A 22,537-nucleotide genomic window follows, 5' to 3' on the forward strand; every position below is an offset into this window, starting at 1 on the left:
CATCTTATGTTATGGTTCAGCATCGACGAAATGGATATCTGGTATTACCTTGATTATTTAAAAACATCTTATGTTATGGTTCAGCTGCCTTTCGATCGCTCGGCAGATTTCTCATATTTTCATTTAAAAACATCTTATGTTATGGTTCAGCCTATGCCAATTCAGGCGGGCCAGTATTACCACAAAATTTAAAAACATCTTATGTTATGGTTCAGCCGCTCCAACAATTTTCATGTTTGACTTCAAAACCTGATTTAAAAACATCTTATGTTATGGTTCAGCTGAAATAATGACAAAATCCGAACAAATCAAACAAAATTTAAAAACATCTTATGTTATGGTTCAGCTTTTCACATCCCGGGCAAGTTCCAGTTCCTTTAATATTTAAAAACATCTTATGTTATGGTTCAGCTATAGTAAAATTGCTAAAAAAATAATAATGGAGTTGATTGAATCCCTAAATCATGGCATTATAGAAAAAATTACCAGCTTCTTTTAAGAAAGTTGAAATAAAGGCTGGCGCTCTATAGAAACCCCATTAATTAAGGAAATTTTAATAAAAAATATAAAAAACGCCTGGTAAATTAAAGAAATAGATTTTCAGCAGATTGGAAATTACCTAAAGTTTCTTCTTCAAAAACATCGCCATTAATCAATTTAATTATACACACAAAATCCTCGTCGCCAACAATAATATTTTTTAATTCCTGACGAAGTTGAATGAGTTTAGAAGGTGTAATTGCACCGCGAAAAACAGATTTTTGGTAATGGACTAAATATTTTTTGCAAATTTTAAAAACTTTGTTCACACGTTTTTCGTTAATGTCATAGAATACGAAGGCATAGTTATAATTAAGCGATTTTCCCATGAGTTATTGTTTCTCCTTACTATTGAACGGAATAAATGATTTGTCTTCGAGGATATCCTTAATTAGTTTATAACAATCTAATTTGATGGCGGTTCGATAACTAATCTTTCGTTTGAGTTTGGGATGCTGAAATACACTTTCAAGTCGTTCTTCGAAAGCTCCGATAAATATTTTGCGGCCATCTTCATTGAGGATACAATAATTCAGTTTCTTCTCAAAGTGTTTATCGACTTGAAGGCGACGATTATTCACAAGATCAAAGATAGTCTTAAAAACGATCGCAGGTTTAAAAACTTCGCATAAATCAAGACTCAAAGAAAAACGACCTTCTGATGGTTCATGAAGAAAACTGATACGCTGATCCAAATGGGTTTGGTAAATTACGGATATCGTTTTGGAATAAAGCAAGCTATTGCCAAAAGAAATCAGAGCGTTGATTGGATTGTCAGGAGGGCGCTTGACACGTTTATTCATCATAAAATCTTCAGGCAAGAAAAATTTAAAGCATGAATAAAAACGCTGCCACAATTCACCTTCAATTTGCAAAATTTGTTTTATATTGTGGGCAGGAGCTAGATTTAATGGTAAATCTTTTCGAATCCAGTCAATGGTTGGTTTCACCTCTTTCTTTTCGTGTTTATAATAATGATAGAGAAGTTCATCAATATTATGTGCAATGCCCTGAACAATTGCCTTTGCAATATCAAGACGCTTATTTATCGAAGCGTTTACTTGAGCAACCAGCAAACGGCCACTGATTAAAGTTTCTTTAGGGTAAAAGGTGCCACTATAGCCCTCATGATAGTTGAAGAAATGTATAGTGACGTTGTTTTTTGATAGAAAATCAAGAAGTTTCGTATTGAGGCTTACTTCAGACAAGCAATAAAGTTCACGGATCCCTTCAATAGGAATATAAGTATTTCGCCCGTTCACACGAAAGCAGAGTGAATTATCCTTTCTGGTCAATTCACCCATCGATGTTAGATATCGGGTATGTCCCATAAGAAACCTCCTTTAGATACAGCAATAAGTGTAATAAGCGCACTTGGTACACTTTCGATTAATAACAACAGCCGGTGGTGCCGGTTTGATTAACAGTTCAACAATTTCCGCTTCAATAACTGACAGCTTTTGAATGTTTTCATCGTCTAAATCTACATAATATATTTTGCGATCACTTTTATTTTTTTCGATAAATTCGATTTTTCCTTGGCGTTCAATTCCTTTTTTCTTCAGAATGTTGAGATAGAAAAGAACTTGCCACTTAACGGCTTCATAGTCAGCATCGGATTTTTTGATCTCAACCAGATAATTTTTGGTGATCTTATCAATTTTGATATTTTCAACAGTGATTTCCGTTCCGGCACTTTCGGCAGCTTTAACCTCATGCAGCGCCTTTCCAATTTTAACATCCTCACTGTTGTCCTCTAGATTGATCCGATTACCATGAAGCCAGCATTGACGTTTGCAATGAATGTAATAATTCACCAGGGTACCGGTTACTCCCATAAACTACTCCTTTACAAAAAAAGATTATTTTCATAATAAGCACGAAATGCATTTCGATCAAACTTGCCATTTGGGAAAAACGTTTCATCACGTTCGCATCGATAAAGATCACCGATCTGACCTTGATAGTCGAAAGAATATTTTGGCATCGGAATCTGATAAATAAAATAATCCATTTTCTCCGAAAAATTAGATAATCGTACTCGTTTTTCGGCATAGCCCATGGAATTGTTTTTTAGTAAATCAACATAGTCATCCCAAAGGGTACTGCTATCAATAAGAATCCCATCAATTTCGAAAGGATCACCGCAGATGAACAGGGAAATTTCTTGACGTTCATCATCAATGAGCTGCATATGTTTTTGGAGCGCAAAATAATCAAGATTCCATAAGGTTTCCCGGGCGAAATTTTCAATATTTGACTCATTGTAAGCCTGTTTGGACGCATTGATTTCTTCGAGAATGATATCATAAAAGGCAGTAAAGTTTTTGCTCTCAAGCAGGCTCCACATGGTTTGATCCTGGATCGTGAGGTACTCCTGTTTTCTGAAATCGTTACGGTATAAAAGATCAGCAGGGTCATAGTTAAAAAAGAAAACCTTGGCACCTTTCTTCTTACAGGAACGATTAATACGGCCAAGGAACTGTTCTTCTGCATCAAAAAGCGAAATGTCTTTAAAACCCATGTCCATATCAATATCAACCCCGGCTTCGATGACCTGAGTGGCGACTAGAATCAAATTTTTTCCGGTGCGCACCTTTTCAATAATCCGCTTTCTTTCCGCCTTATTATCGTCGCCGGTCATACATAAAACGTCGCGATTGATTCCTTGTGAGATGAGTTTTTCATTTAATCGCGTAAAAAAATCAAGCGCCGTCGATTTTTTAATAAATTCAACCAGAATTTTATTCTCAAAACCAACAAAATCGGGATTGTTTTCGAGGGCAATGCTGGTTTCAATTATTTTGTCTAAAAGCTTATCAAGGATGGTCTCCCGGTTATATTTTAACAATGAGAAATCTAAACTTACGCGGTCTTTAAAGAGCGGGTGCTGGTAATAGCGTTGCGGATCTTTAATCAGTCTTGGTACAGGGAGAGCATCTTTTAAACTAAGTTGTCCTAAGTCTGGTAGGGTGGCAGACATAATGATGATACGCATATTTAAAAGCTGGGCGTAATCCTGAAGAAATAGAATAATCTCTTTCCAAAGATGGTTCGGATAACTTTGGATTTCGTCAAGGATAATAACGCTGTTGGCAAGATGTGCCAATGGGAAAACAGATTCTCGGTCGGTGCCAAAAAGCGTGTTAAAGAAATTGACGTGAGTGGTCAAAACCATCGGATAGTGCAAAAATTGCCGGGCTAAAAGGGATTGTTCATAATCAGTACAGCATTTTTCTGCATCAGTAGATCGTTTTTTTTCGGATGTATACAACTCGCCATCGGGGTAATCCTCGCCAGAAGTTGTCAATGATTTAATGGAAGTAATACCATTAACCACCGTGATATCATCAGCAATCGATGGGACAGCATTAAAAGCACTTATTAAACTGCTCTTGGTTTGCTCGACCAGCGTATTAAAAGGAAAAACATAGGTGATTTTATTGAGTCTCGAATCGGATTCCAATAGTTTTAGGGCAAGATTGATAGATGTATTGGTTTTACCGCTTCCAGTGGGGGCTTCAAAAAAGAAAAGTGATTCATTGGGATTTTTCAACAGGTTTTTTTCGGCCTCTAAGAAAAGTTCGCTGCGTAAGGTGTTAATATCGTCTTTTTCAAATGGACTGCCAGTAGCACTATTCCTACTTTGCTGGTATTTGCGGATGTTTTGAGTAATGAGTGATTGATTAAATGCCATTCGATAATTGTTAATATCTTTGATCGTACCAAAATTTTGAACAGGTCCATTCATAAAATCGGAAGTGGCATAAAAATCACAGGAAACCAGAAGACCGAATAGAAATCGACCATAGATGATCCAGGGAATCGACTGCCATAGTTCATTTCTTTTTAGTTCGGTTAGAACCTTATAGTAAGATTGTTCTATAATTCCCGATTTATTTATGACGCTACCAAATGATTCCAGATACAAAACACAATCATGAGGTTTTTCTTTGCCTAAATCTCGACTGATTTCTTCCAGAAATTTTGGGAAACTACTGAGATAACCATGATGCTTACTAATGATATAGGAATTAAAGACTAAGGAAAAAAACAGAAGATGCTGTTCTTTGCCTTTAAACGAAAGCACTTTATTGAGATAGTGATTTGCATAAATAAGCGCTGAAAAGTAAGAATGATTGGTGTTTTTCGAGAGGGTAGCCTGATGGGTATGGTTATTCATTTTCTGGTACTGGAAATTTGGATTGGTTTTCCCCAGGTCATGGGTATAGATGGTATTGTAAAGAAGCTCCTTCCACAAGGCTCTAGCTGGATCTGATAAGATACCGACCAATTGGTCTTCGAAATGATGAAAAATCGGGTTCAAATTCTTTTCCACACAAAGTTTGTCAAAATAGCTCATGGTCAGGTTCATGTGCTCTTCTAATAATTCGAATTTAATATTTCCATGCACATCTTTACTAAGATGTGCATGGAACGGAGTAGCAGTATTAAAATGCTCTTTAAAATTAAAGAGTGGAATTTGATCAAAATACATGGCAATCTCCTAAAAAAAGATAAGATTTGTTTTGTTGGCTTGGTGTAAGGTTGTCGTTTCCGATAATTTTACCGAAATATTGGTGTAAATAAATGGGATGGTCTGATACTGATTGGAATAGGAATCGATTGTCAGTGGCAGTCGTTCTTCATATTTAAAATCAAGTTCTTCAATATCATCTGAGAACAAATCATCTTGTGGAACCAGAGTTCCGGATGATTTTGGAAAAAGGCTGTGGATGCGAACGGGTGAATCTGGCGATAGAATCTCGAGTGGGTCAACCGTGATTTCTTCGATATTTGCGTAGTGATCATTTTTCCCAAGGTAGGGGAGATAGACGAAACGTTTTTCAAGAAGTCGATTTTTTAAATCTCGAAGTAATAAGTTTGCTTCCAGGTTTTCAAGCAATAAATAAATTTGCCAGACCGGTTTTTCCAACCATTGTTCCTTAATAATCAGATTGCCACCCTCTTCTTTAGACGCATAGCCAACAGAATTATTGAACACCTGCACTTTTTTAGGGATGTAACCTTCTTCATTTAAAGGTTTAATGGCAACTTTCATATACTGTAATTGAGTATAAAATTCAGGATAAGAATCAGATTTGTTTTGTTGGTTGTAGCCGTCTAATCCTAAGATAGCACCAAAGATTCCTAATAATGCGACCTTATGAATATGTCCATAGGTGTAATATTGATAGGTATTGACATCCGGTTGTTTGAAAAAACCAGTTTCGCCGCTAAGCTTAAAGGTGAGTGTCTCCATATTTATACCTCGGCTTTTGTAAAGATATTAAATAGCTTGACTTTGTTTAATTCTCCTTCAAGAATAGTCGTATAGGGATTATAATAAATTTCCACCGATTGAATGCGGTTTTCAAGACTGTTGATCAAATCAGTTATGCCTAAGTGAATGATATCTTTGCTGTCTGGATTTTTTTCAAAAGTAATATATTGGGCTAGGTCCGGCAAATAAAGTTCGGGCTCCGTTTCAATAAAAAGCGCAAATTCGTTTTCACAGCCAACCTTGGCATTGGTGTTATAAGAAGTAGCAGCAATGGATGCCGCAGTTTTAAATTTTTCATAATCTTCCTGAGTATAACCTTCGGTAACACCCATTTGAATGAAGTTTTTATAAACACTGGGATTAATGGCAAAACCATAAAAATAATGGGCTTCATTGCTGACGATTTTTGTTCCCAGAGTAGATTGGTTTGCTGCCTCAACTTCGTCATTATTATCTGATGAAGTCTTATTAACTTTTTTATCAACTCGAAAAGGTGATAATATTTGTTGTTCCTCAACATTATGACCATCATATTTATTAAAACCTTGGGTAATCTGAACAGCTCCTGTGATTGAGAGGTTATTTCCTTCCTCGGCAAAGGTGGCACCAAAGTTCTTGATATCAATAGCAGTGAATAAATTTTTTAGAATATTCGTACTATCACGCTCTTCTTTGAGATTTTCGATACTAAAGACTTCTTCATAACGTTCCTTAAGTGTTTTTGGGCGAATATCTGTACTTTCTTGTTTGCTCTTTTTGTCAATCGTTGTTTCTGTTTTAAACGATTTGATGTACATGACTTTTTCACCCTGATCTTCCCACATGCATTTGATCGGGTATTTTAATGCTTTATCGCTTCCGAAAACTTCGCCAGTGGAAATGGATTTAGGAAAACCTGTAAAATCTGCGTTCCAGTTCGCCATCACCGATTTGATTCCGAGAACACCGTAAATTCGCTTATTTAACATTAGTTTTTTTCCTCCTGCGTTTTTGTATCTTTGTTGGATTCATAAAGTAGGTTTGGACTTAAATAACCGGCAATCAATGTAGTTGAATCCATCGGACCTTCTGGTAGATAGGCAAAAATCATACTCTGAAGATTACCGAAACGACGGTTAGCTTGAATATCGTAATTGTATTTAAGAAAGAGTCGTGTTAAAAGATCCTTTAATTTCTCATTTGATTTGCAATTGACAACCGGATTAACGGTTGAGTAAACTGGCTTTTTGTTCGATTTGCTTCGGGATAAATAATAATTTGTAATCTGACCAACGGCATAGAAATATTCTAGATCGCTTTCGATGGATTGGTCATCGGTGCTATTTAGTTTCTCGCGTAATTCCTTTCTAATTGGTCTTAATTGATCTGCCATGCTTGTTCCTCCTTTAAAATAAGTGATAAATCCATCTCGCACATTGAATTGTTCAATGGCTTTAATAAAATGTCCATTACTAATCGAATTTTTAATCAGTTCAAGTGAGCTTTTAGGGAAGATGCTTTTAATCGTCCGGGGATCTCCCTTGTAAAACCAGGTGAAAAAACCATTTCGACACCGTAAAAGTTCTTCTTTGACTCTAAAATCATTTAGCCTGATATCCCCGGCCTCTGTAAAATAATTCGTAGTTAAGAACTTTCTGAAAAAAGTTGTATTAATAATTTGATGAACGCTTTTTAAATTGAGGTCATCTCTATAGGTCAAGTCGGAATGGGCATCCTTGGGAATAGGTATAGCCTGTTGAATGACAAAGTGATCAAGATTTGGTGAATAGCCAGCAATTAAATCGTAATCCCGTATTTCCAGCTCTTTGCCTTTTTGAATTCTTAGAAAATAGCCACTCAAATTCTTGACGTGAGCCTGGCTGTTTTCATAAGGATAGATGGGATCTGGATCATCGCTATCGGTGCTGAAATACACATTTGTTTTTCCTTGGTTGGCATAATTATACAAGTAGTCGAAGAACTTTTTTTGAATATACACGTCGTCGGTGGCAAGAAGATAGGGAACCTTGCTTTTGATACGGGTTTTATTCTCGAGATATGGTTTTTTGGCGTTCATTCCCATGTTGTTGTTGGGAAGGCCAAAGATCTGGTTATTAATTAAAATGTTGTAATCGGTGGTGTTGTAGATATTGGGCAGGAAGTAGCGTTGACTTTCCTGGTGATACAGATTCAAATCTGCCAGAAAAAAGATTTTTAAATAAGTTTTATCAAATTTGATTTGGGGATCGTCAATGAATGAAAAAATGTGCTCGGTGATCCAGGTTTTGCAAAACTCGAGTATTTGAAGGTCAGGAGAGCCAATTGATGTTTCCAGGTCGTCATAAAGCTCAAGGCTTTTTTTTGTATACTTGAGTCGTGGATTTTTTAGAATGGCATAGTAGTTGTTGACAATGTCTAAACTAAGTTTGGCATTGCCGTTATTGTCAGGTTGCAGATTGTCTTTTTTTATCCAGAAACTTAAATAGTTATTGCTGTGAATCACTTTTTTCCCATCAATGGGCTTGTTCATATCCAATAATTTAGACAAATAATCACGTTCAATAAAATCATCAAACCCAATTCGTTCAAACTTATTTCTAACCACATCTTTTTGATCAATGATTTGGCCGTCCATATCAACCAGGATATAGGTACCGGGATCAAGCGTATAATTGTCCGTAATCAACGCATCGCCAGCAGAAGAATATTTTCGTTCAAAAATATCAATGCAATCTTTTAGCATAGTAACACCTCCTAGGCGAATTTATAACCACAGAAACCAAAGCCGCGGGATCCGGCTTCTAATAACCCACAACCCAAGGCTGTATAGGCAAGCTTTTGGGCGGATGGATTGGGTTCAACCATAAGGGTTAATTTGTCTCCTAGAAGTTTAATATTTTTGTAGGGGACAGCGATCGGTTTATGATTGTCGAATTTGATGTGAGAAAAAAAGGGGAAATCTTCATCGATTTTCGTATTGGTAATATGGTTAAATTTCTTGACTAAATTTGTTTCTAGTCGCTTTTCAAAAGCATCAAGATCAATAACGGTTCGCCAATAACCTTGGTCGGTTTTAAGTATGCATGGAGTGAGGGTATAGATTTTTGTGAGTTGAACTTGGGGTAGTGTTTTTGATTGGATGGTTAGGACTTTTAGAAATGGAGTATAAGCGTTTTGTAGGATCGACATAAATAACTGTCCGAGTTCTTCTTTGACAGTTCGGAGGGTGAAGGAATAGACGTTACCTTCACGATAGATTTTTTTTGCCTCCACAGGGATAAAACCAGCAAATGAGTAGCCCTTAAACTGATTTGCTTCATGCCATGATGACCACGTGGTATCGTTCTCAAAACAGGTATCAATAAGTTCACACTGCTTCTGCATCAATTTGGCGGTAGAAATGTCTTTTAACACATAGACTTTTACGTCAAATGATAATATTTTCATTTTGCACCTCCTTGTAAGAATGATACACCCGAAAAATATATCTGTCAATGATTTTATACAACTAATTACATATGACGATATAATCTGATTATATATTTAGAAAAAAAACTAAATAAAAACGACATCGCATGTTGAGGTTCGGCAAGTTATTAAATAGTTGGTCATCTAATAACATAATTTAAATACAAAAAATCTGTTGTGGTTCGAAAATTGATTATACCCGAAATTTTTAAGACTGTATATAAGAATTTATGATTTTACTAATTCCTCAAAAGTGGCCTGATATTTGGACAATATTCTCTTGGCAAGGGTATCCATTTCTTCATCATAAAACCTAAAATATTGGCAAGCGTGAGTAAACACACTTGCCAATATTAAGTAATACGTGTAAATTATTGCGGGTTTCAGTCCGATAAAATTACTGGAAAGACTCGCAGTCTTATTCATTGCAGGGTAAGCCATCAGCTGGGTGATCACATCATCTTAATCGCTTCCATCGGGCAGGCTTTGGCGCAACGGGTGCAGCCGGTACAGCGATAGTATTCATCCAGCACCGGATAGGCTTTCTGGTAGCTGTCGATGTCGGTTTTTCGTAGGACAATGCAGCTTAAAGGGCAATCGCCGGAGCAGATCCCGCAGGCCATACAGAGTTCATAGTTGATAACCGGTTTTTTCTTATCAGCCATGGGTTATGCCCTCCATTTCCAGATCGCAAAAGCCCAGATCCTCCAGGGTCGTTTTGGTGGGGATGCCGGTTTTTTTGTCCCAACCCATAAACTGGTAGTGAATGCTCATCATTTCATCCATGTTAAACTGCTTACCTTTTAATGGTCCTTCAGTCAAGGGCGGTTTGCCGCTGAGACGGTCATTCATTTTAAAATCCCTGGGATTGATCCCCTCCCGGACGTTAAAGGCCTGGCGCAGGGTTTGCATCCGCAGACCGATGGTCATGTATTCGTTGGGGGTCTTATTCCAGCCGGTAGCAGCATTGAGATAGTTAAATAGTTTAAAGTGATTCAGTCCGCTGACCAGCGCAAAAAAACAACCACCGGAGCCATCCAGAATTTGTTTGATGCAGGCATTAATCATGGACTTGAGGCCGACCTGATTGGTCGCCTCGTATTCGCTATTTTTATCCTCCCCCAGTTTGACCTTGGGCGCCCAGGTGACATCCTCCCAGATTCGCATATAGGTGTAATAGCTGCCAGCACCGATGGTGTGGCGGCCGGGGGTGGGGTCGCAGGAATAATGAATACCGAGGATTGGATCGAGCCGGGGATCATGCATACCGGGTTCCTGACCACCAGCATGGACGGCCAGGGGCGCTGATTCGACACCTAAAATTTCACTGGCTTTTTTAACACCGTGTTGTAAAATTGCCCCGAAACCGGTTCCGGCAATCATCTGTTCAACCAGGGTAATGATGGCAGCGGCATTGCCCCAGGAGAGATCCAGGCCGCCGGTGACTTTCGGACTTAACCAGCCTTTTTCATAACACTCCATAGCAAAGGCGATGGTGTTTCCCGCAGAGATGCTGTCCATCCCACCCCGATTGAGGAGCTCATTGATCGTAAAGATGGAATCCCGGTCTTTATTGAGAAGCAGGGCACCGAAGGCGGCGACTGTTTCATACTCGGGCTTGTGGGTATGGGTGAAGCGACCTTTGCTTACCGCGCTGATATCGCACAGGCCCCCACAGCCGATGACACAGGAATAACAGTGATATTTCTGCGTTTCATGTTTTTGAATAAGATCCGGATTCATTTGACGATACTTCCGATAGGGGAAATCGGTGATCGAACCCTTCCAATTCTTTACAGGCGTGTCACCCATGGTCATTCCCATGGTATTGGTAAAACCAGTTCCCCATTTTTTGATAATGGCCGTGGATAACATGCCGTCGATAGGGATTGCCTTATCCGTGGCAACCATGGATTTGCCCATCAAAGGCAAGATTGCCCCGGTTGTCATTGGTGGCAGGTTGGAAGCTTTGATTTTTCGGGCATAGTCCTGGCTGATGGCTCTGAGGGTTTCTGGATTCTCAGAACGGATCATCTTTGAACCTGCCAGAACTACGGCTTTTAGTTTTTTTGAACCCATTACCGTACCTACCCCGGAACGGGCCGCCATCCGGCCACCATCGTTGGAAATCCCGGCGATTTGCGATTGGTGTTCACCAGCCGGGCCAATGGTGGCAATTGCCAGCTTTTTGTTGGCGGTAATCATCTGATTGATGGCCGCTTCGGTGGCGACGGTATCCAGCCCCCAGAGCGTAGCGGCATCCATGAGCTGGGGGCCGGTGTTATCAATATAGAGCAGCATCGGTTTGGGAGCCTGGCCTTTAAAAAAGATGCCATCATAACCGCATTGTTTAATGGCTGGCGAAAAGGTGCCACCACAATTGGCGTCACCGAAGCCCCCGGTAAGTGGCGATTTACAGACTGCCAGCCAGCGGCCAGTCATAAAACTACCAGTGCCGGTGAGGAGACCACTGACAAAGCCGAGAATATTGTCAGGCCCCAGGGGATCAGCTCCGCCAGGTATATATTTGTATAAAATATAGGCTCCCAGACCGACCCCGGAAAGAAAATGTTCATATACCGTATCGGGAATTTTGATTTCGTCAAAGGTGGAATTTGAGAGATCCACCATCAGGATTGTTCCGCAATAACCTTTCAAAAAATACCTCTCATCCTCCCGCCAGGGGCAGTATAAAACTGATCACATCGCCGTGTTTTAACGGGGTGCTTAATTTGACTCGTTGGTAATTGACATGGCAGATCAGCAGCGGCTGCAGCACCAGGGGAATTTTCAGCTGGCGGTAAACAGTCAATAATCGAGCGCCTGGGGGTAATGTCATCATACCATCCTCATCCAGATGGGTCAGGCTGGCAAGGGGTGGGGGAAAGACCTGGACTTTCATTTAAGCCTCGGGAGCTCTTTCCGGGCACAGCTGTCTCAGGATGTCGCAACATTCCTGATAATTCATAATCCGGGGAACCGGGTAGGTGGGATTCCCTTCTTTTAGAATCCGCTTGGCCAGTTCGGGAATATCCTTTTCCTTCAGAGCGTAAATGGTGGTGGGGATACCCATATGGAGGTTCATCGATTTGATTTTTTCGATGAAGAGTTCCGCCAGGGTTTCGTCATCATACATGGCTTCGCCCAGACCGGCATAGAAAGCCAGTTCGGCCAGTTTTTTTTCAGCGGCTTTTTTGGAAAACTCAAGAATGTAGGGCAAAATAATGGCATTGGCTAAACCGTGGGGAACCCCGTAAAAGCCACCCATGGCATGGGCAATGGCGTGGACATAGCCCACATAGGCTCGGGTGAAAGCCAATCCAGCATCAAAGGAAGCCTGAGCCATTTTCAGACGGAGCTCCAAATCCTGGCCATTATGATAGGTATCTTCAAGATTATTGATAATAATTTCAGTGGCATTCAGGGCTTTTTCTTTAACAAAAGCAGTGTCGTATTTTCCGATGTAGGCTTCCACTGCGTGGGTTAGGGCATCCATTCCGGTAGTGGCTGTCAGGGAAGGGGGCAGACCGACACTGAGCTCCGGATCAAAAACCGTAGCCAGGGGAACCAGTTTGGGATCGCTAATTACAAATTTCTCATGATTTTTAAGATCGGTGATTACGGCACAGATGGTTGCCTCAGAACCGGTACCGGCAGTGGTGGGGATGGCAAAAAAAGGCGGCAATCTCCGAGTCAACTTAAACAGCCCCCGCATTTTTTCAATACTTTTGCGGTTAGTGACTTTGGCGGCAATAATCTTGGCGCAGTCGATGGGAGAACCACCGCCAAAGGCGACTACGCCCTGACAGTTGGAACTGTAATACAGAGCCAGACCGTCCTCGACATTTTCGAAAGTGGGATTGGGTTGAACCTTGTCAAAAACGATGGCGTCGATGCCATTGGTTTCCAGAGCACATAAAAAGGAATCCAGCAAACCCATTTTATACAGGGGTTTGTCGGTGACAACCAGAACTTTATTCACCCCGGAAATCGCAATGATTTCGGGAAAACGGCGAACCATGCCAGGGCCCTGGAGGACCGGAGGAATCGGCAGGGGCAACACCTGGGCGACTTGCTTCATGACTAACTGAGAACTGCGGTAAGGAGCATTTTGAATGGTCTTAAGTACTCTTTGCATCAGATAACCTCCATTTTGTTACGGTAGCATTGATTAGAGCTTTAGGGATCGAAAGCACAAGGTCAAGTTTATTATCGTTCAGGAATCATCCCTTGGCTTAAATATGTTATTCATTATATCACAACGAAAAATAAAGAAATTAAATGGCTGAAACTTAAGTTTTTATAAAGAATTTTGACATTTTTGGGATAAATCCGGGATCGGGTCGGTTTCGACCCGGAACCCGGTGATGACAGGTCATCATAAAGGCTTAAGTAAACCAGTAACGACACCAAAAAAGGCAGGTTATTATTCAATACAGCCCTGGGGGAACTCAGGGGAGCAGACAATTTCTTCATAATCCAGCTCGGCATTGTTGACCATCCAGAGGCCATGAACATCACAATAGGCATAAACCCGGATAACATCCAGTGATTCGACGGTGAAGAAGGCTTCCGGCGGATGTTCGGGGGTCAATTGCACATATTGGCCACCGTTTCGGGTTTGGACGAAGATCCATAAAATGGAGTGATCGGTTGTCATCGGATGGGGAATGCTTCCTACCTTAACCTGAAGCTGGTGGTCCGAAAAAACAAGCACTGGAAGGTGTTTTTCTTTGGCGGCATCAACGGTATTGGGGGCCAGTAGCGTCTGCGAGTGATTGCAGTATTGGGTCAGGGTGCCGTTTAGTTCCAACAGCACGGCGTTGCAGTCGTTGCATTGGTAAAATAACTTGGGATCCATACGATTACCTCTTTCTTCTTGATTTTAGATATAGCTTTTAATCAAGGTCTCGATAGCGCTCTGGGGAACGTGTTTATCAACAAGGGGAATGTTATCAAAAAGTTCCGGGCGCTTATCGGCGTAGGTGGGGGTGGCTTGTTGATAAAGGATGCCAATCGGAATGGTGTCACCGAATTCCATTGCCTTTTCGATGGCGGCCAGTTTATTGGTTGGATCATGGCGATCATCCAGGGGTTTCACCCGTTGCTTGTAGTAGGCAAAGGTGTTGATTTTATTAAAGCTGACACAGGGCTGGAGGATATCGACCAAAGCGTAGCCGGGATGCTTAATTGCGGCGGCCATCATGTCGGCCAGATGTTTTTTGTCGCCGGAAAAGGAACGGGCCACAAAGGTGGCGCCTGCGGCCAGGGCAACCAACAGTGGATTAAAGGTTGCGCCCATGTTACAGGCAGCCGCTTTATGAAGCGGATCGCAGGGGTCGGAGGTGGGCGAGGGCTGGCCCTTGGTCAGGCCATAGATCTGATTGTCGTGGACAAAATGAGTAATATCGACGTTACGGCGAATGTTATGAAGAAAGTGATTACCCCCTTCGCCGTAGGAATCACCATCACCGGTATTGACAATAACGGTCAGATCATTGTTGGCAATTTTAATGGCGGCTGCTGCTGGCAGAGAACGGCCATGAAGCCCACTAAAGCCATTGGCGGTAATGTACTGGTTGGTTTTGGCGGCTTGACCGATCCCTCCGACCAGAACTACCTGATGGGGTGGGGTAGCCAGCTGATTCAACACTCCGGTGAGGGTTTCGAGAATGGCGAAGTTGCCGCAGCCAGGGCACCAGGCGGTATCGTAGGTGGTAAATGCTGGTTTGTTCATGTCAAAAGCCTCCTTTAAGATTTTTAATACCATTGAGAATATCGTCTACAGATAACTGGCGGCCATCATATTTGAGAATGCTGTGGTCGCAGCTGATGAGTGCTTCTTCCCGGATTAACGATGCCAGTTGGCCAGTGGCGTTTTGTTCGACATTGATTATTTCGACCACCTGGGCGGCAAAATGACGAAGCCGTTCGGTTGGCAGGGGATAAATATCGCCGAAAATCAGGGCCCCATAGTTATTTTCGTTTTGATTGAGAATGTCAACGGCTTCTTTAATGGCCCCACTGGTGGAACCAAATCCTACCAGCAGTGACTGGCATTGATGGGAGCCCCAGAATTCCGGTTCGATCAGTTCTTCTTTTAAGGCTTTTAATTTATTTTGCCGTTTATTGACCATCTGATTGCGGATGGTTGCCGATTCGGTAATCTGTCCCCAGGGATCATGTTCATCACTGTCCACCCGGACCAGGGCTGGGCTTTTCCCCGGGATGGCCAGTGGTGAGATGCCGTTTTCGGTGAGGGCGTAGCGTTGATATGGCGGATCGTCCGTTGCCGGAACCGCCGGGTCTGGTTGGTCAAGGCAGACAATTTTGTTGACATCAAAAAGCGGGACGGTGGTGGTGGAATCGGCCAGATACTGGTCGCTTAAGAGAATGACCGGAATCTGGTATTTCTTGGCCAAAGCCAGACTCCGGGCAGTCTGATAGAAACAATCGGCATGATCCCGCAGGGCGATGACCATCCGGGGGAATTCCCCCTGGGAGGCCGAGATGACAAATTTCAGATCACTTTGTTCAGTTCGGGTGGGAAAACCGGTGGCCGGTCCGGGACGTTGGACATCAACTGCCACCAGCGGGATTTCAGCAATACCGGCAAAGCCCAGGGCTTCCACCATCAGCGAAAAGCCTCCGCCGGAGGTGCCAGTCATGGCAGTGGCTCCGGCATAGGCGGCTCCAATGGCCATGTTGATGGCGGCAATTTCGTCTTCAGCCTGTTCGACGGCAATGGCCATGGCGCTACTTTGAGCATTAAAGAAATCAAGCAGACTGGTCGATGGTGACATCGGATAGGCCGAGTAAAACCGGATTCCGGCGGCTACAGCCCCTAGGCCAATGGCGGTATTGCCGGACAGTAAAAGCTGTTCTGACGTTACAACCGGCGATAAATGATGAGTGGTGTTTAACAAAGCATAACCCATTTTGATGGCAGACAGGTTGACCTCAACCAGGTCAGCCCGGAGACTTGCTTTTAAAGTACCGGCGGCTTGATCAAGGGGAATATCAAAAAGTTTCAGCAGGGCCCCGGTAGCCACGCTGTTGATAACCTTGGGATTGCCAAGGTTGGCAGCAGTCTTTTTCAGGGGGCATTTAATGGCCCTGAAATCATCAATTGCTAACGATTCATCGCATAAAATAAAGCCATCATAGGATAATCGGGACTGGTGTTCCAAATAGGTGGTCTCATCGATGGCAAAGATTCCGTTCAAGGTGTCCCGATGGGCGTGAAAGGGTTGATTACCAAAGCGGATCTGGGTGAAATTGTGGCCACCTCGGACCCGGGACATAAAATCACGGATTGTAAAAAGATGACAACCCGATTGTTTCAGCATTTTTTCAAAAATTGCGGACATTGTTTCAATGCCATCGCCAGCGGCGCCGCCTAAAAGTATGTTATACATACAAAACCCTCCATTCAAAGATAATAGCCCAAAAGAAAATAGGCTTTGTTACTGATTACCCAATTATTGGAGTTCTAAAAGAATGATTCTGATTTTCTTGCATTTTAATTCAGGATGGCTAAAAAGTTTTGATTTGGCTGATCAAAAAAGATAGAATAGGCAGTAGCAATGAATTCGAAATAAAAGGGGGAAAATTATGTCAACACAAACAAAGCGCCAGCGATCGCTTGCAGTTTTATCGGTTCTGATTCTCATGGGGATGCTTCTGGGAGGTTGTGTCCAGTCAGCAGTGTCGGTGGATTACAGCAAGCCGGAGAACTGGGCCTATTTGCCGATTGAAAGCGACCGTATCAAGGCGTGCGATGTATTTTTTGTGGCGCCGACTGTTTATCTGGGCACGGCTGAGGTTCATTCCATGGATCTGACCGACGAAACTACCAAAGCCCAGTTTTTGGGGGCTACCACTATGGAAAAGGGACTGTATGACGGGTCAGCCAATTTTTTTGCCCCCTATTACCGCCAGGCCGGACTGAATGCCTATACTATGGATCCGGATAAAGCCGAGCCGTATTTTGATCTGGCCTATGCCGATGTCGCTCAAGCTTTTGATATTTACATGGAAGATTACAATCAGGGCCGCCCCTTTGTGCTGGCTGGGTTCAGTCAGGGATCAGAAATGCTGTTGCGGTTGCTGGAAGAGAAATTTTCCGATCCGGCCTTAAGCGAGCAACTGGTGGCCGCCTACTTAATTGGCTGGCGGGTGACGCCGGCGGATCTGGCTCAGTATCCGCATCTGAAAATGGCCCAGCAGGCCGGTGATACCGGGGTGATTGTCAGCTTTAATTCCGAGGCGGTGGGGGTTGAAACGTCGCTAATTGTTCCCGACCAAACCCTGGGGATTAATCCCTTGAACTGGAAAACCGACAGTACCCCGGCAACGGCTGCAGAAAATCGGGGGGCCGTCTTTACCGACTACACCGGGGCCATCATCAAAGAGATTCCCAACCTGACGGGGGCCTATCTGGATCCCGCCCGGGGTACACTTCGGGTTACCGATGTCGCAGTGGCCGATTATCCCCCGGTGCTGGATATTTTTTCGGATGGCGTGTACCATCTTTACGATTACCAGTTCTTTTATCGCAACCTCCAGGAAAACGTCACCCAGCGGATTGCTAATTATCTGAGCAAGGCATCCTGAGACTTTCTTAAGTGATTTATTTTGTCTTGTCAATTACAAATTAATAGGCTATAATATACAGGTCGTGCTAGATGGAGAGTTAGCGGTGCTTTGTAACCTGCAATCCGCTGTAGCAGGGTTGAATTCCCCATCGAGGCGCCAGGGTTTGAGGTCTGCCAGAGGAAAGTGGCGTTGAGAGTTGGACCCTTCGCAATAGAAACTTATGAACCCCGTCAGGTCAGGAATGAAGCAGCGGTAAGTAGGATCTTCTATGTGCCGGAGGATTATCTGATTTGAGCCAACTACCTGTGTAACGCTTGGAAATTGGTAGTCGAAGTGGGGTGCACGACAAAAAAGTCTATTGAATGTCAAACAGAGTTTGGTATCCGATAGACTTTTTGCGTTGCGGCAGAATCATGATACTTAATGGTCATCATGGAATAAAAATTAGGGATAATCTATATTTTAACAAGCATTCTTGCTATAATGAAAAAAGTTCAATCTGACCAGAATCGGATACCGCTGTGGCAGAAAGAACCGTAACGAAAGTTTAAATTAAGAATGTGAGGAAAAACCCATGCGATTTTTTCAAGTGAAGCCAGCAATTTATTATGGGGAAGGTTCCCTGAAACAAATTGAGAAACATAATTTTAAAAATGTCTGTATTGCCACTGACCAGGGGATGGTCAAGTTTGGCTTGCTAAAAAAATTGACCGATGAACTGGATGCCAAAGGGATTAGCTATCATGTTTTTGCTGATATCGAATCCGACCCTTCCACCGAAATCGTCGAAAAGGGTCTGATGCATATCATCATGAATAAACCCGACGCGCTGATAGCCATTGGTGGTGGATCGGTCATTGATGCCGCCAAGGCGATTATCTTTTACTGTGTCAATTTCAAACGGATCTTTTTCGAAGACCGCTATGTTCATAAACCGACTTTTATTGCTATTCCGACCACCGCCGGAACAGGCTCTGAGGTTACCGAATATGCAGTCATCACCGACAAACAGAAGAATACCAAAATTCCCTTAACCGATATCCTGATGATGCCGGATGAGGCGATTCTTGATCCGCAGCTGATTGAAAGCGTCCCAGCCGGGGCCACCGCCGCAACCGGAATGGATGTCATGACCCATGCCATTGAAGCTTTTATTTCCACCCAGAACAATCCCTTTGCCCGGTGTTATGCCAATAAGGCCGTGGAACTGGTTTTTCGCAGCCTCTATCCCAGTTATGTGAATGGCTCCGATCTGGAAGCCAAGGGCAGCATGCAGATTGCCTCCTGTATGGCCGGGATTGCTTTTAACAGTGCCGGTCTGGGTATTACCCACAGTATTGCCCATGCCTTTGGTGCGATGTTCCATCTGCCCCATGGATTGGCCAATGCCATTGTTCTGCCCTATGTGATCAAATTTAACGGTCAGGACGAAAAGGTTCAGCATCAGTATGCCCGGTTGTTAAGTGGTTCTGGTATTTTGAATGTCTCCGGTAACGCCACCGAAACCCTTTATAACAGTGTGGTAGCGCTCAGTGCTTCTTTAAATATTCCCGCTTCGCTAAAAGCCTCAGGGGTTTCGGAAGCGGATTATCTGGGCGCCCGGGAAGAAATGCTTAATAAGGCGATGGCTGATATTTGCACCACGACCAACCCGGTGGAAGTGACCAGAGAAAAACTGGGAGGCGTTATGGACCAGGCCTATTATGGATTTTAAATAAATTGCAAAAAAAGGTATAAAGCCAATGATTACACCTGGTTAAAGACAAGTTCTTTAACCAGGTGTTTTTGATTAGGGAGCTATTTTGATAGCCTGCTAGGCATTCATCAACGGAATGATCTTAGATAAAACAACGGCATCATCATCTTTATAGGTTATAGTAACTTTTAATAGTAGGGGTGTTGAAATCCAATAACGGGATTGAAATCAGCGATTGGTTTTTTAAGTATTGAGAAATCAGACTTTTAGGCAAGAAACTATAGCCAATACCATCTAATAAGAAGGGAATCAGCTTACTACTATTGTCAATTTCAAATTTGAATTGATGGTGAGGAGGAAATAATTCACGGATGAACAACCCGACTTTCTGGAGCGCAAAATTACAGAAAAGATAATCAAGAGCGATTAGATCTTTCTGAACAATGCCACCAGCAAAATCGGTATTGTTTTTGGCGGTTACCAGAATCAGTTCATCTTCTTTAAAGGGTGTACAAAGATAGTCGTTTTTTGTAAAGGGAATATAGGTAAAGGCGATGTCGATTAAACCGTCCTGAAGAAATGAAAGCACTTCAAAGGAATGATTGATGATGATTTTGGTGGACATGTTCAGATCATTGGTCAGCACCGAACGGATCAGGGGATACAAATAATTTTCATAGATCGAGTTGGTGGTACCAAAACGTATCAGCTTGCTGTTGAAATCTGGGGCATTGATTTGTTCAATAGCACTTTCTTCCAGTTCGAGGAGTCGCTTGGCATAGCCTAAAAATAGTTTCCCCTCGGGCGTCAGGACAACCTGTTTTTTATCCCGAATAAAGAGTGGTTTTCCCAGGGATTTTTCCAGCTCAGCGATCCGGTTGGTAACGGTGGATTGGGCCACAAAAAGCAACTTGGCAGTCTGAGTAAAATTTTTAGTGGATGACAATTGGATAAACGTTTTTAAATGCTGGGTATCCATAAGAACTCCTTGATCGCAAATTCGAATTGATAAGATCGATAAGATCTATTTCACAAATTATATAACATCCACTATAATTAAACAATCAATTCAAAAGAGAATTCCCGGGAGGATCGAAGATGGAAGACTGGAATGTAACACTGTATCGTCAATTTGAAAAAGAGCGGGTACAACCGTCAGTGGACTTAGTAAAAAGAATTGAAGGCGATTCCTTTAAACGGATCATCGATATTGGGTGCGGATCGGGCATGAGTACGTTGCCACTGCGAAATCGTTTTAAAGAAGCAGAAATTTTCGGAGCAGATTCGTCACCATCAATGTTAACTCAAGCAAAAGAAACGGTGAAAGATGTAACCTGGCTGGAAAGAGACTGCAGCAAACCGATGGATGATTTAGGACGGTTTGATCTGATTTTTTCGAACGCCGCCCTGCAATGGTTTGAAAATCAGGCAAAGGTGATAAAAAACTTAAGTGGCATGTTGCAGCCAAAAGGATTATTAGCGGTTCAAATCCCCTATTTTTCCGCGATGACAATTGCGGATTGTATTGAAAAAGCCGTGCAGACATATGATCCAGATATATTCAAGGGAATTGAAAAAGATTTACACCGGTCTTATGCACCGGGATTTTATTACGATATATTGACCAATCATTTTTGTAAAATCGAATTATGGCAAACTAACTATTTTCATTTGATGAATGCTCCTGAAGATATTTTAGAATTTTGTATGAGTACCGGCTTAAGGCCTTATGCCAATCGATTCGCAGAGAATCAAAAGGCTGAATTCTATACTAAGGTATTAAACGAGATAAAAAAGGGGTATACTGTTCAGAAAGACGGAAAGATTCTGTTTGAATTTAAGCGGATATTTTTTATTGGGATGAAATAGCCGGATCGAATGCAGAAAAGGAAAAGAGGATTAAATATGATGACGATTGTTTTTTATGGATTGGCGGCCATTGGGCTCGTTTTTTCCTTGGTCAAAAGCCGGGAAAAAACAAAAATGGCCTTGATGAAGGCTTTAAAAGCCTTTGAGAATATTTTGCCCCAATTTTTGGGGATTGTGTTGCTGATTGGGGTGATCCTCAGCCTATTGTCACCGCAGCAAATTTCCCAACTTATCGGAGAAAACTCAGGATGGGTGGGGGTGGTCATTGCCACAGTGATTGGCTCAATTACATTAATACCGGGTTTTCTGGCCTTTCCCCTGGCAGCGGCACTACTTCAAAACGGCGCAGGATATATGCAAATTGGCGCTTTTGTATCCAGTTTGATGATGGTGGGAATTGTGACCATGCCGGTTGAATTTCTGTATTTCGGGAAAAAGGCCACATTGTTAAGAAATGGCATGGGGTTAGTCTTTTCGATATTGGTTGCGCTGGTCATTGGAGGGATTTTGTCATGAAAAAGAAGAGCGTCGAATTGGTCAAGCGGTATCGCTTTTTTGTGATAATGATTGCGGTCACCCTGGTTATACTGGCTGTCAGACCAGCCATGGGGGTTCAGGTCTACAGCCTGGCAATCAGCAGTGTGTTAGAAATGCTGGGGGTACTGCCGCCGATCTTTATTTTAATTGGTCTATTGGATGTCTGGGTAAAAAAAGAAACAATGGTCAAATACATGGGCAAAGATTCGGGGATTATTGGGGTATTATTGGGATTCTTTCTGGGAGCTGCCGCCGCCGGTCCGCTTTACGGGGCCTTTCCGGTGGCTGGGGTATTCTTAAACAAAGGCAGTCGGTTGGCCAATGTTTTTATTATCGTCGGGGCCTGGGCATCGATGAAAATACCCTTGCTGCTTTTTGAAGTGGCGGCGATGGGCTGGCAGTTTACCCTGATCCGTTTGGTGATGGATGTTATCGGGGTACTGGTGATTGCCTATAGTATGGAAAGAATTCTCACCGATGCGGATGAGCGGCAGATCTATGAGTTGGCCCGCAAGATGAATCAATAGCTAACGGTGGCAGCACCACATAAAAAAGACACCCTTTCA

General features: G+C 42.5%; 21 protein-coding genes, 1 other RNA gene and 1 CRISPR repeat array. Of the genes, 6 read left to right on the forward strand and 16 right to left on the reverse strand.

Annotation, left to right across the window (positions count from 1 at the left end):
- Positions 1–55: 55 nt before the first annotated feature.
- Positions 56–412: direct repeats of the CRISPR family, unit length 30 nt; unit sequence ATTTAAAAACATCTTATGTTATGGTTCAGC.
- 172 nt (positions 413–584) lie between these two features.
- The 15 genes from cas2 to B3F51_RS12635 all read right to left on the reverse strand — a co-directional run bounded on the left by cas2 (position 585) and on the right by B3F51_RS12635 (position 16,689).
- Complete coding sequence (cas2, locus tag B3F51_RS12565) at positions 585–869, reverse strand: CRISPR-associated endonuclease Cas2 (RefSeq protein WP_286809197.1); 285 nt, start codon at positions 867–869, stop codon at positions 585–587.
- Positions 870–872: 3 nt separating this feature from the next.
- Positions 873–1,871, reverse strand: a complete 999-nt coding sequence (gene cas1b / locus B3F51_RS12570; protein ID WP_286947427.1) for a type I-B CRISPR-associated endonuclease Cas1b — start codon at positions 1,869–1,871, stop codon at positions 873–875.
- Between the two features lie 12 nt (positions 1,872–1,883).
- Entirely contained in the window at positions 1,884–2,378 is a 495-nt protein-coding gene (locus B3F51_RS12575; RefSeq protein WP_286947429.1) for a CRISPR-associated protein Cas4, read from the reverse strand.
- Between the two features lie 11 nt (positions 2,379–2,389).
- On the reverse strand, positions 2,390–5,038 hold the full coding sequence (gene cas3 / locus B3F51_RS12580) for a CRISPR-associated helicase Cas3' (RefSeq protein ID WP_286947430.1): 2,649 nt from the start codon (positions 5,036–5,038) through the stop codon (positions 2,390–2,392).
- Between the two features lie 9 nt (positions 5,039–5,047).
- Positions 5,048–5,803, reverse strand: a complete 756-nt coding sequence (cas5b, locus tag B3F51_RS12585; protein WP_286947431.1) for a type I-B CRISPR-associated protein Cas5b — start codon at positions 5,801–5,803, stop codon at positions 5,048–5,050.
- A gap of 2 nt (positions 5,804–5,805) precedes the next feature.
- Positions 5,806–6,792 (reverse strand): type I CRISPR-associated protein Cas7, encoded by a 987-nt coding sequence (locus B3F51_RS12590; protein ID WP_286947433.1) that lies wholly within the window; start codon positions 6,790–6,792, stop codon positions 5,806–5,808.
- The gene (locus B3F51_RS12595) at positions 6,792–8,546 is read right to left on the reverse strand and encodes a CRISPR-associated protein Cse4 (protein WP_286947435.1); all 1,755 of its coding nucleotides are present in this window, start codon (positions 8,544–8,546) and stop codon (positions 6,792–6,794) included. The genes B3F51_RS12590 and B3F51_RS12595 overlap by 1 nt, the downstream gene beginning before the upstream one ends.
- Before the next feature lie 11 nt (positions 8,547–8,557).
- Complete coding sequence (locus tag B3F51_RS12600) at positions 8,558–9,250, reverse strand: CRISPR-associated endoribonuclease Cas6 (protein WP_286947437.1); 693 nt, start codon at positions 9,248–9,250, stop codon at positions 8,558–8,560.
- Positions 9,251–9,723: 473 nt separating this feature from the next.
- The gene (locus B3F51_RS12605; protein ID WP_228881669.1) at positions 9,724–9,936 is read right to left on the reverse strand and encodes a 4Fe-4S binding protein; all 213 of its coding nucleotides are present in this window, start codon (positions 9,934–9,936) and stop codon (positions 9,724–9,726) included.
- On the reverse strand, positions 9,929–11,929 hold the full coding sequence (locus B3F51_RS12610) for an aldehyde ferredoxin oxidoreductase family protein (protein WP_228881671.1): 2,001 nt from the start codon (positions 11,927–11,929) through the stop codon (positions 9,929–9,931). The genes B3F51_RS12605 and B3F51_RS12610 overlap by 8 nt, the downstream gene beginning before the upstream one ends.
- 10 nt (positions 11,930–11,939) lie before the next feature.
- Complete coding sequence (locus tag B3F51_RS12615) at positions 11,940–12,173, reverse strand: MoaD/ThiS family protein (RefSeq protein WP_070371001.1); 234 nt, start codon at positions 12,171–12,173, stop codon at positions 11,940–11,942.
- A complete protein-coding gene (locus B3F51_RS12620) occupies positions 12,174–13,409 on the reverse strand; it encodes an iron-containing alcohol dehydrogenase (RefSeq protein ID WP_228881675.1) in 1,236 nt (411 codons plus the stop codon).
- Between the two features lie 288 nt (positions 13,410–13,697).
- Positions 13,698–14,132 carry a desulfoferrodoxin family protein gene (locus B3F51_RS12625; RefSeq protein WP_228881678.1) on the reverse strand — a complete coding sequence of 145 codons (435 nt, stop codon included), beginning with the start codon at positions 14,130–14,132 and terminating at the stop codon, positions 13,698–13,700.
- A 24-nt stretch (positions 14,133–14,156) separates the two neighbouring features.
- Positions 14,157–15,008 carry a thiamine pyrophosphate-dependent enzyme gene (locus B3F51_RS12630; protein ID WP_228881681.1) on the reverse strand — a complete coding sequence of 284 codons (852 nt, stop codon included), beginning with the start codon at positions 15,006–15,008 and terminating at the stop codon, positions 14,157–14,159.
- Position 15,009: 1 nt separating this feature from the next.
- Positions 15,010–16,689 (reverse strand): 2-oxoacid:acceptor oxidoreductase subunit alpha, encoded by a 1,680-nt coding sequence (locus B3F51_RS12635; RefSeq protein ID WP_286947440.1) that lies wholly within the window; start codon positions 16,687–16,689, stop codon positions 15,010–15,012.
- Positions 16,690–16,885: 196 nt separating this feature from the next.
- Here B3F51_RS12635 and B3F51_RS12640 point away from each other — a divergent pair, with 196 nt between their 5' ends.
- The 3 genes from B3F51_RS12640 to B3F51_RS12650 all read left to right on the forward strand — a co-directional run bounded on the left by B3F51_RS12640 (position 16,886) and on the right by B3F51_RS12650 (position 19,583).
- Positions 16,886–17,887: a DUF3089 domain-containing protein gene (locus tag B3F51_RS12640; protein WP_084633586.1), complete on the forward strand. Its 1,002-nt coding sequence runs from the start codon at positions 16,886–16,888 to the stop codon at positions 17,885–17,887.
- Between the two features lie 62 nt (positions 17,888–17,949).
- An RNA gene (gene ffs / locus B3F51_RS12645) (signal recognition particle sRNA large type) lies at positions 17,950–18,215 on the forward strand.
- 228 nt (positions 18,216–18,443) lie between these two features.
- A complete protein-coding gene (locus B3F51_RS12650; protein ID WP_286947442.1) occupies positions 18,444–19,583 on the forward strand; it encodes a 1-propanol dehydrogenase PduQ in 1,140 nt (379 codons plus the stop codon).
- Between the two features lie 151 nt (positions 19,584–19,734).
- Here the strand turns inward: B3F51_RS12650 and B3F51_RS12655 are convergent, their stop codons facing one another.
- Positions 19,735–20,544 carry a LysR family transcriptional regulator gene (locus B3F51_RS12655; protein ID WP_286947444.1) on the reverse strand — a complete coding sequence of 270 codons (810 nt, stop codon included), beginning with the start codon at positions 20,542–20,544 and terminating at the stop codon, positions 19,735–19,737.
- A gap of 119 nt (positions 20,545–20,663) precedes the next feature.
- Here B3F51_RS12655 and B3F51_RS12660 point away from each other — a divergent pair, with 119 nt between their 5' ends.
- From B3F51_RS12660 to B3F51_RS12670, 3 genes are read left to right on the forward strand one after another with little or no spacing between them, the layout of a single operon-like run.
- Positions 20,664–21,434 (forward strand): methyltransferase domain-containing protein, encoded by a 771-nt coding sequence (locus tag B3F51_RS12660; protein WP_286947446.1) that lies wholly within the window; start codon positions 20,664–20,666, stop codon positions 21,432–21,434.
- A 36-nt stretch (positions 21,435–21,470) separates the two neighbouring features.
- The gene (locus B3F51_RS12665) at positions 21,471–21,950 is read left to right on the forward strand and encodes a permease (protein WP_228881700.1); all 480 of its coding nucleotides are present in this window, start codon (positions 21,471–21,473) and stop codon (positions 21,948–21,950) included.
- Complete coding sequence (locus B3F51_RS12670) at positions 21,947–22,498, forward strand: permease (RefSeq protein ID WP_286947448.1); 552 nt, start codon at positions 21,947–21,949, stop codon at positions 22,496–22,498. Before B3F51_RS12665 ends, B3F51_RS12670 begins: the two co-directional genes overlap by 4 nt.
- Positions 22,499–22,537 lie beyond the last annotated feature (39 nt).

Source organism: Acetobacterium sp. UBA5834, assembly GCF_002435675.1.
Lineage (GTDB): Bacteria > Bacillota > Clostridia > Eubacteriales > Eubacteriaceae > Acetobacterium > Acetobacterium wieringae.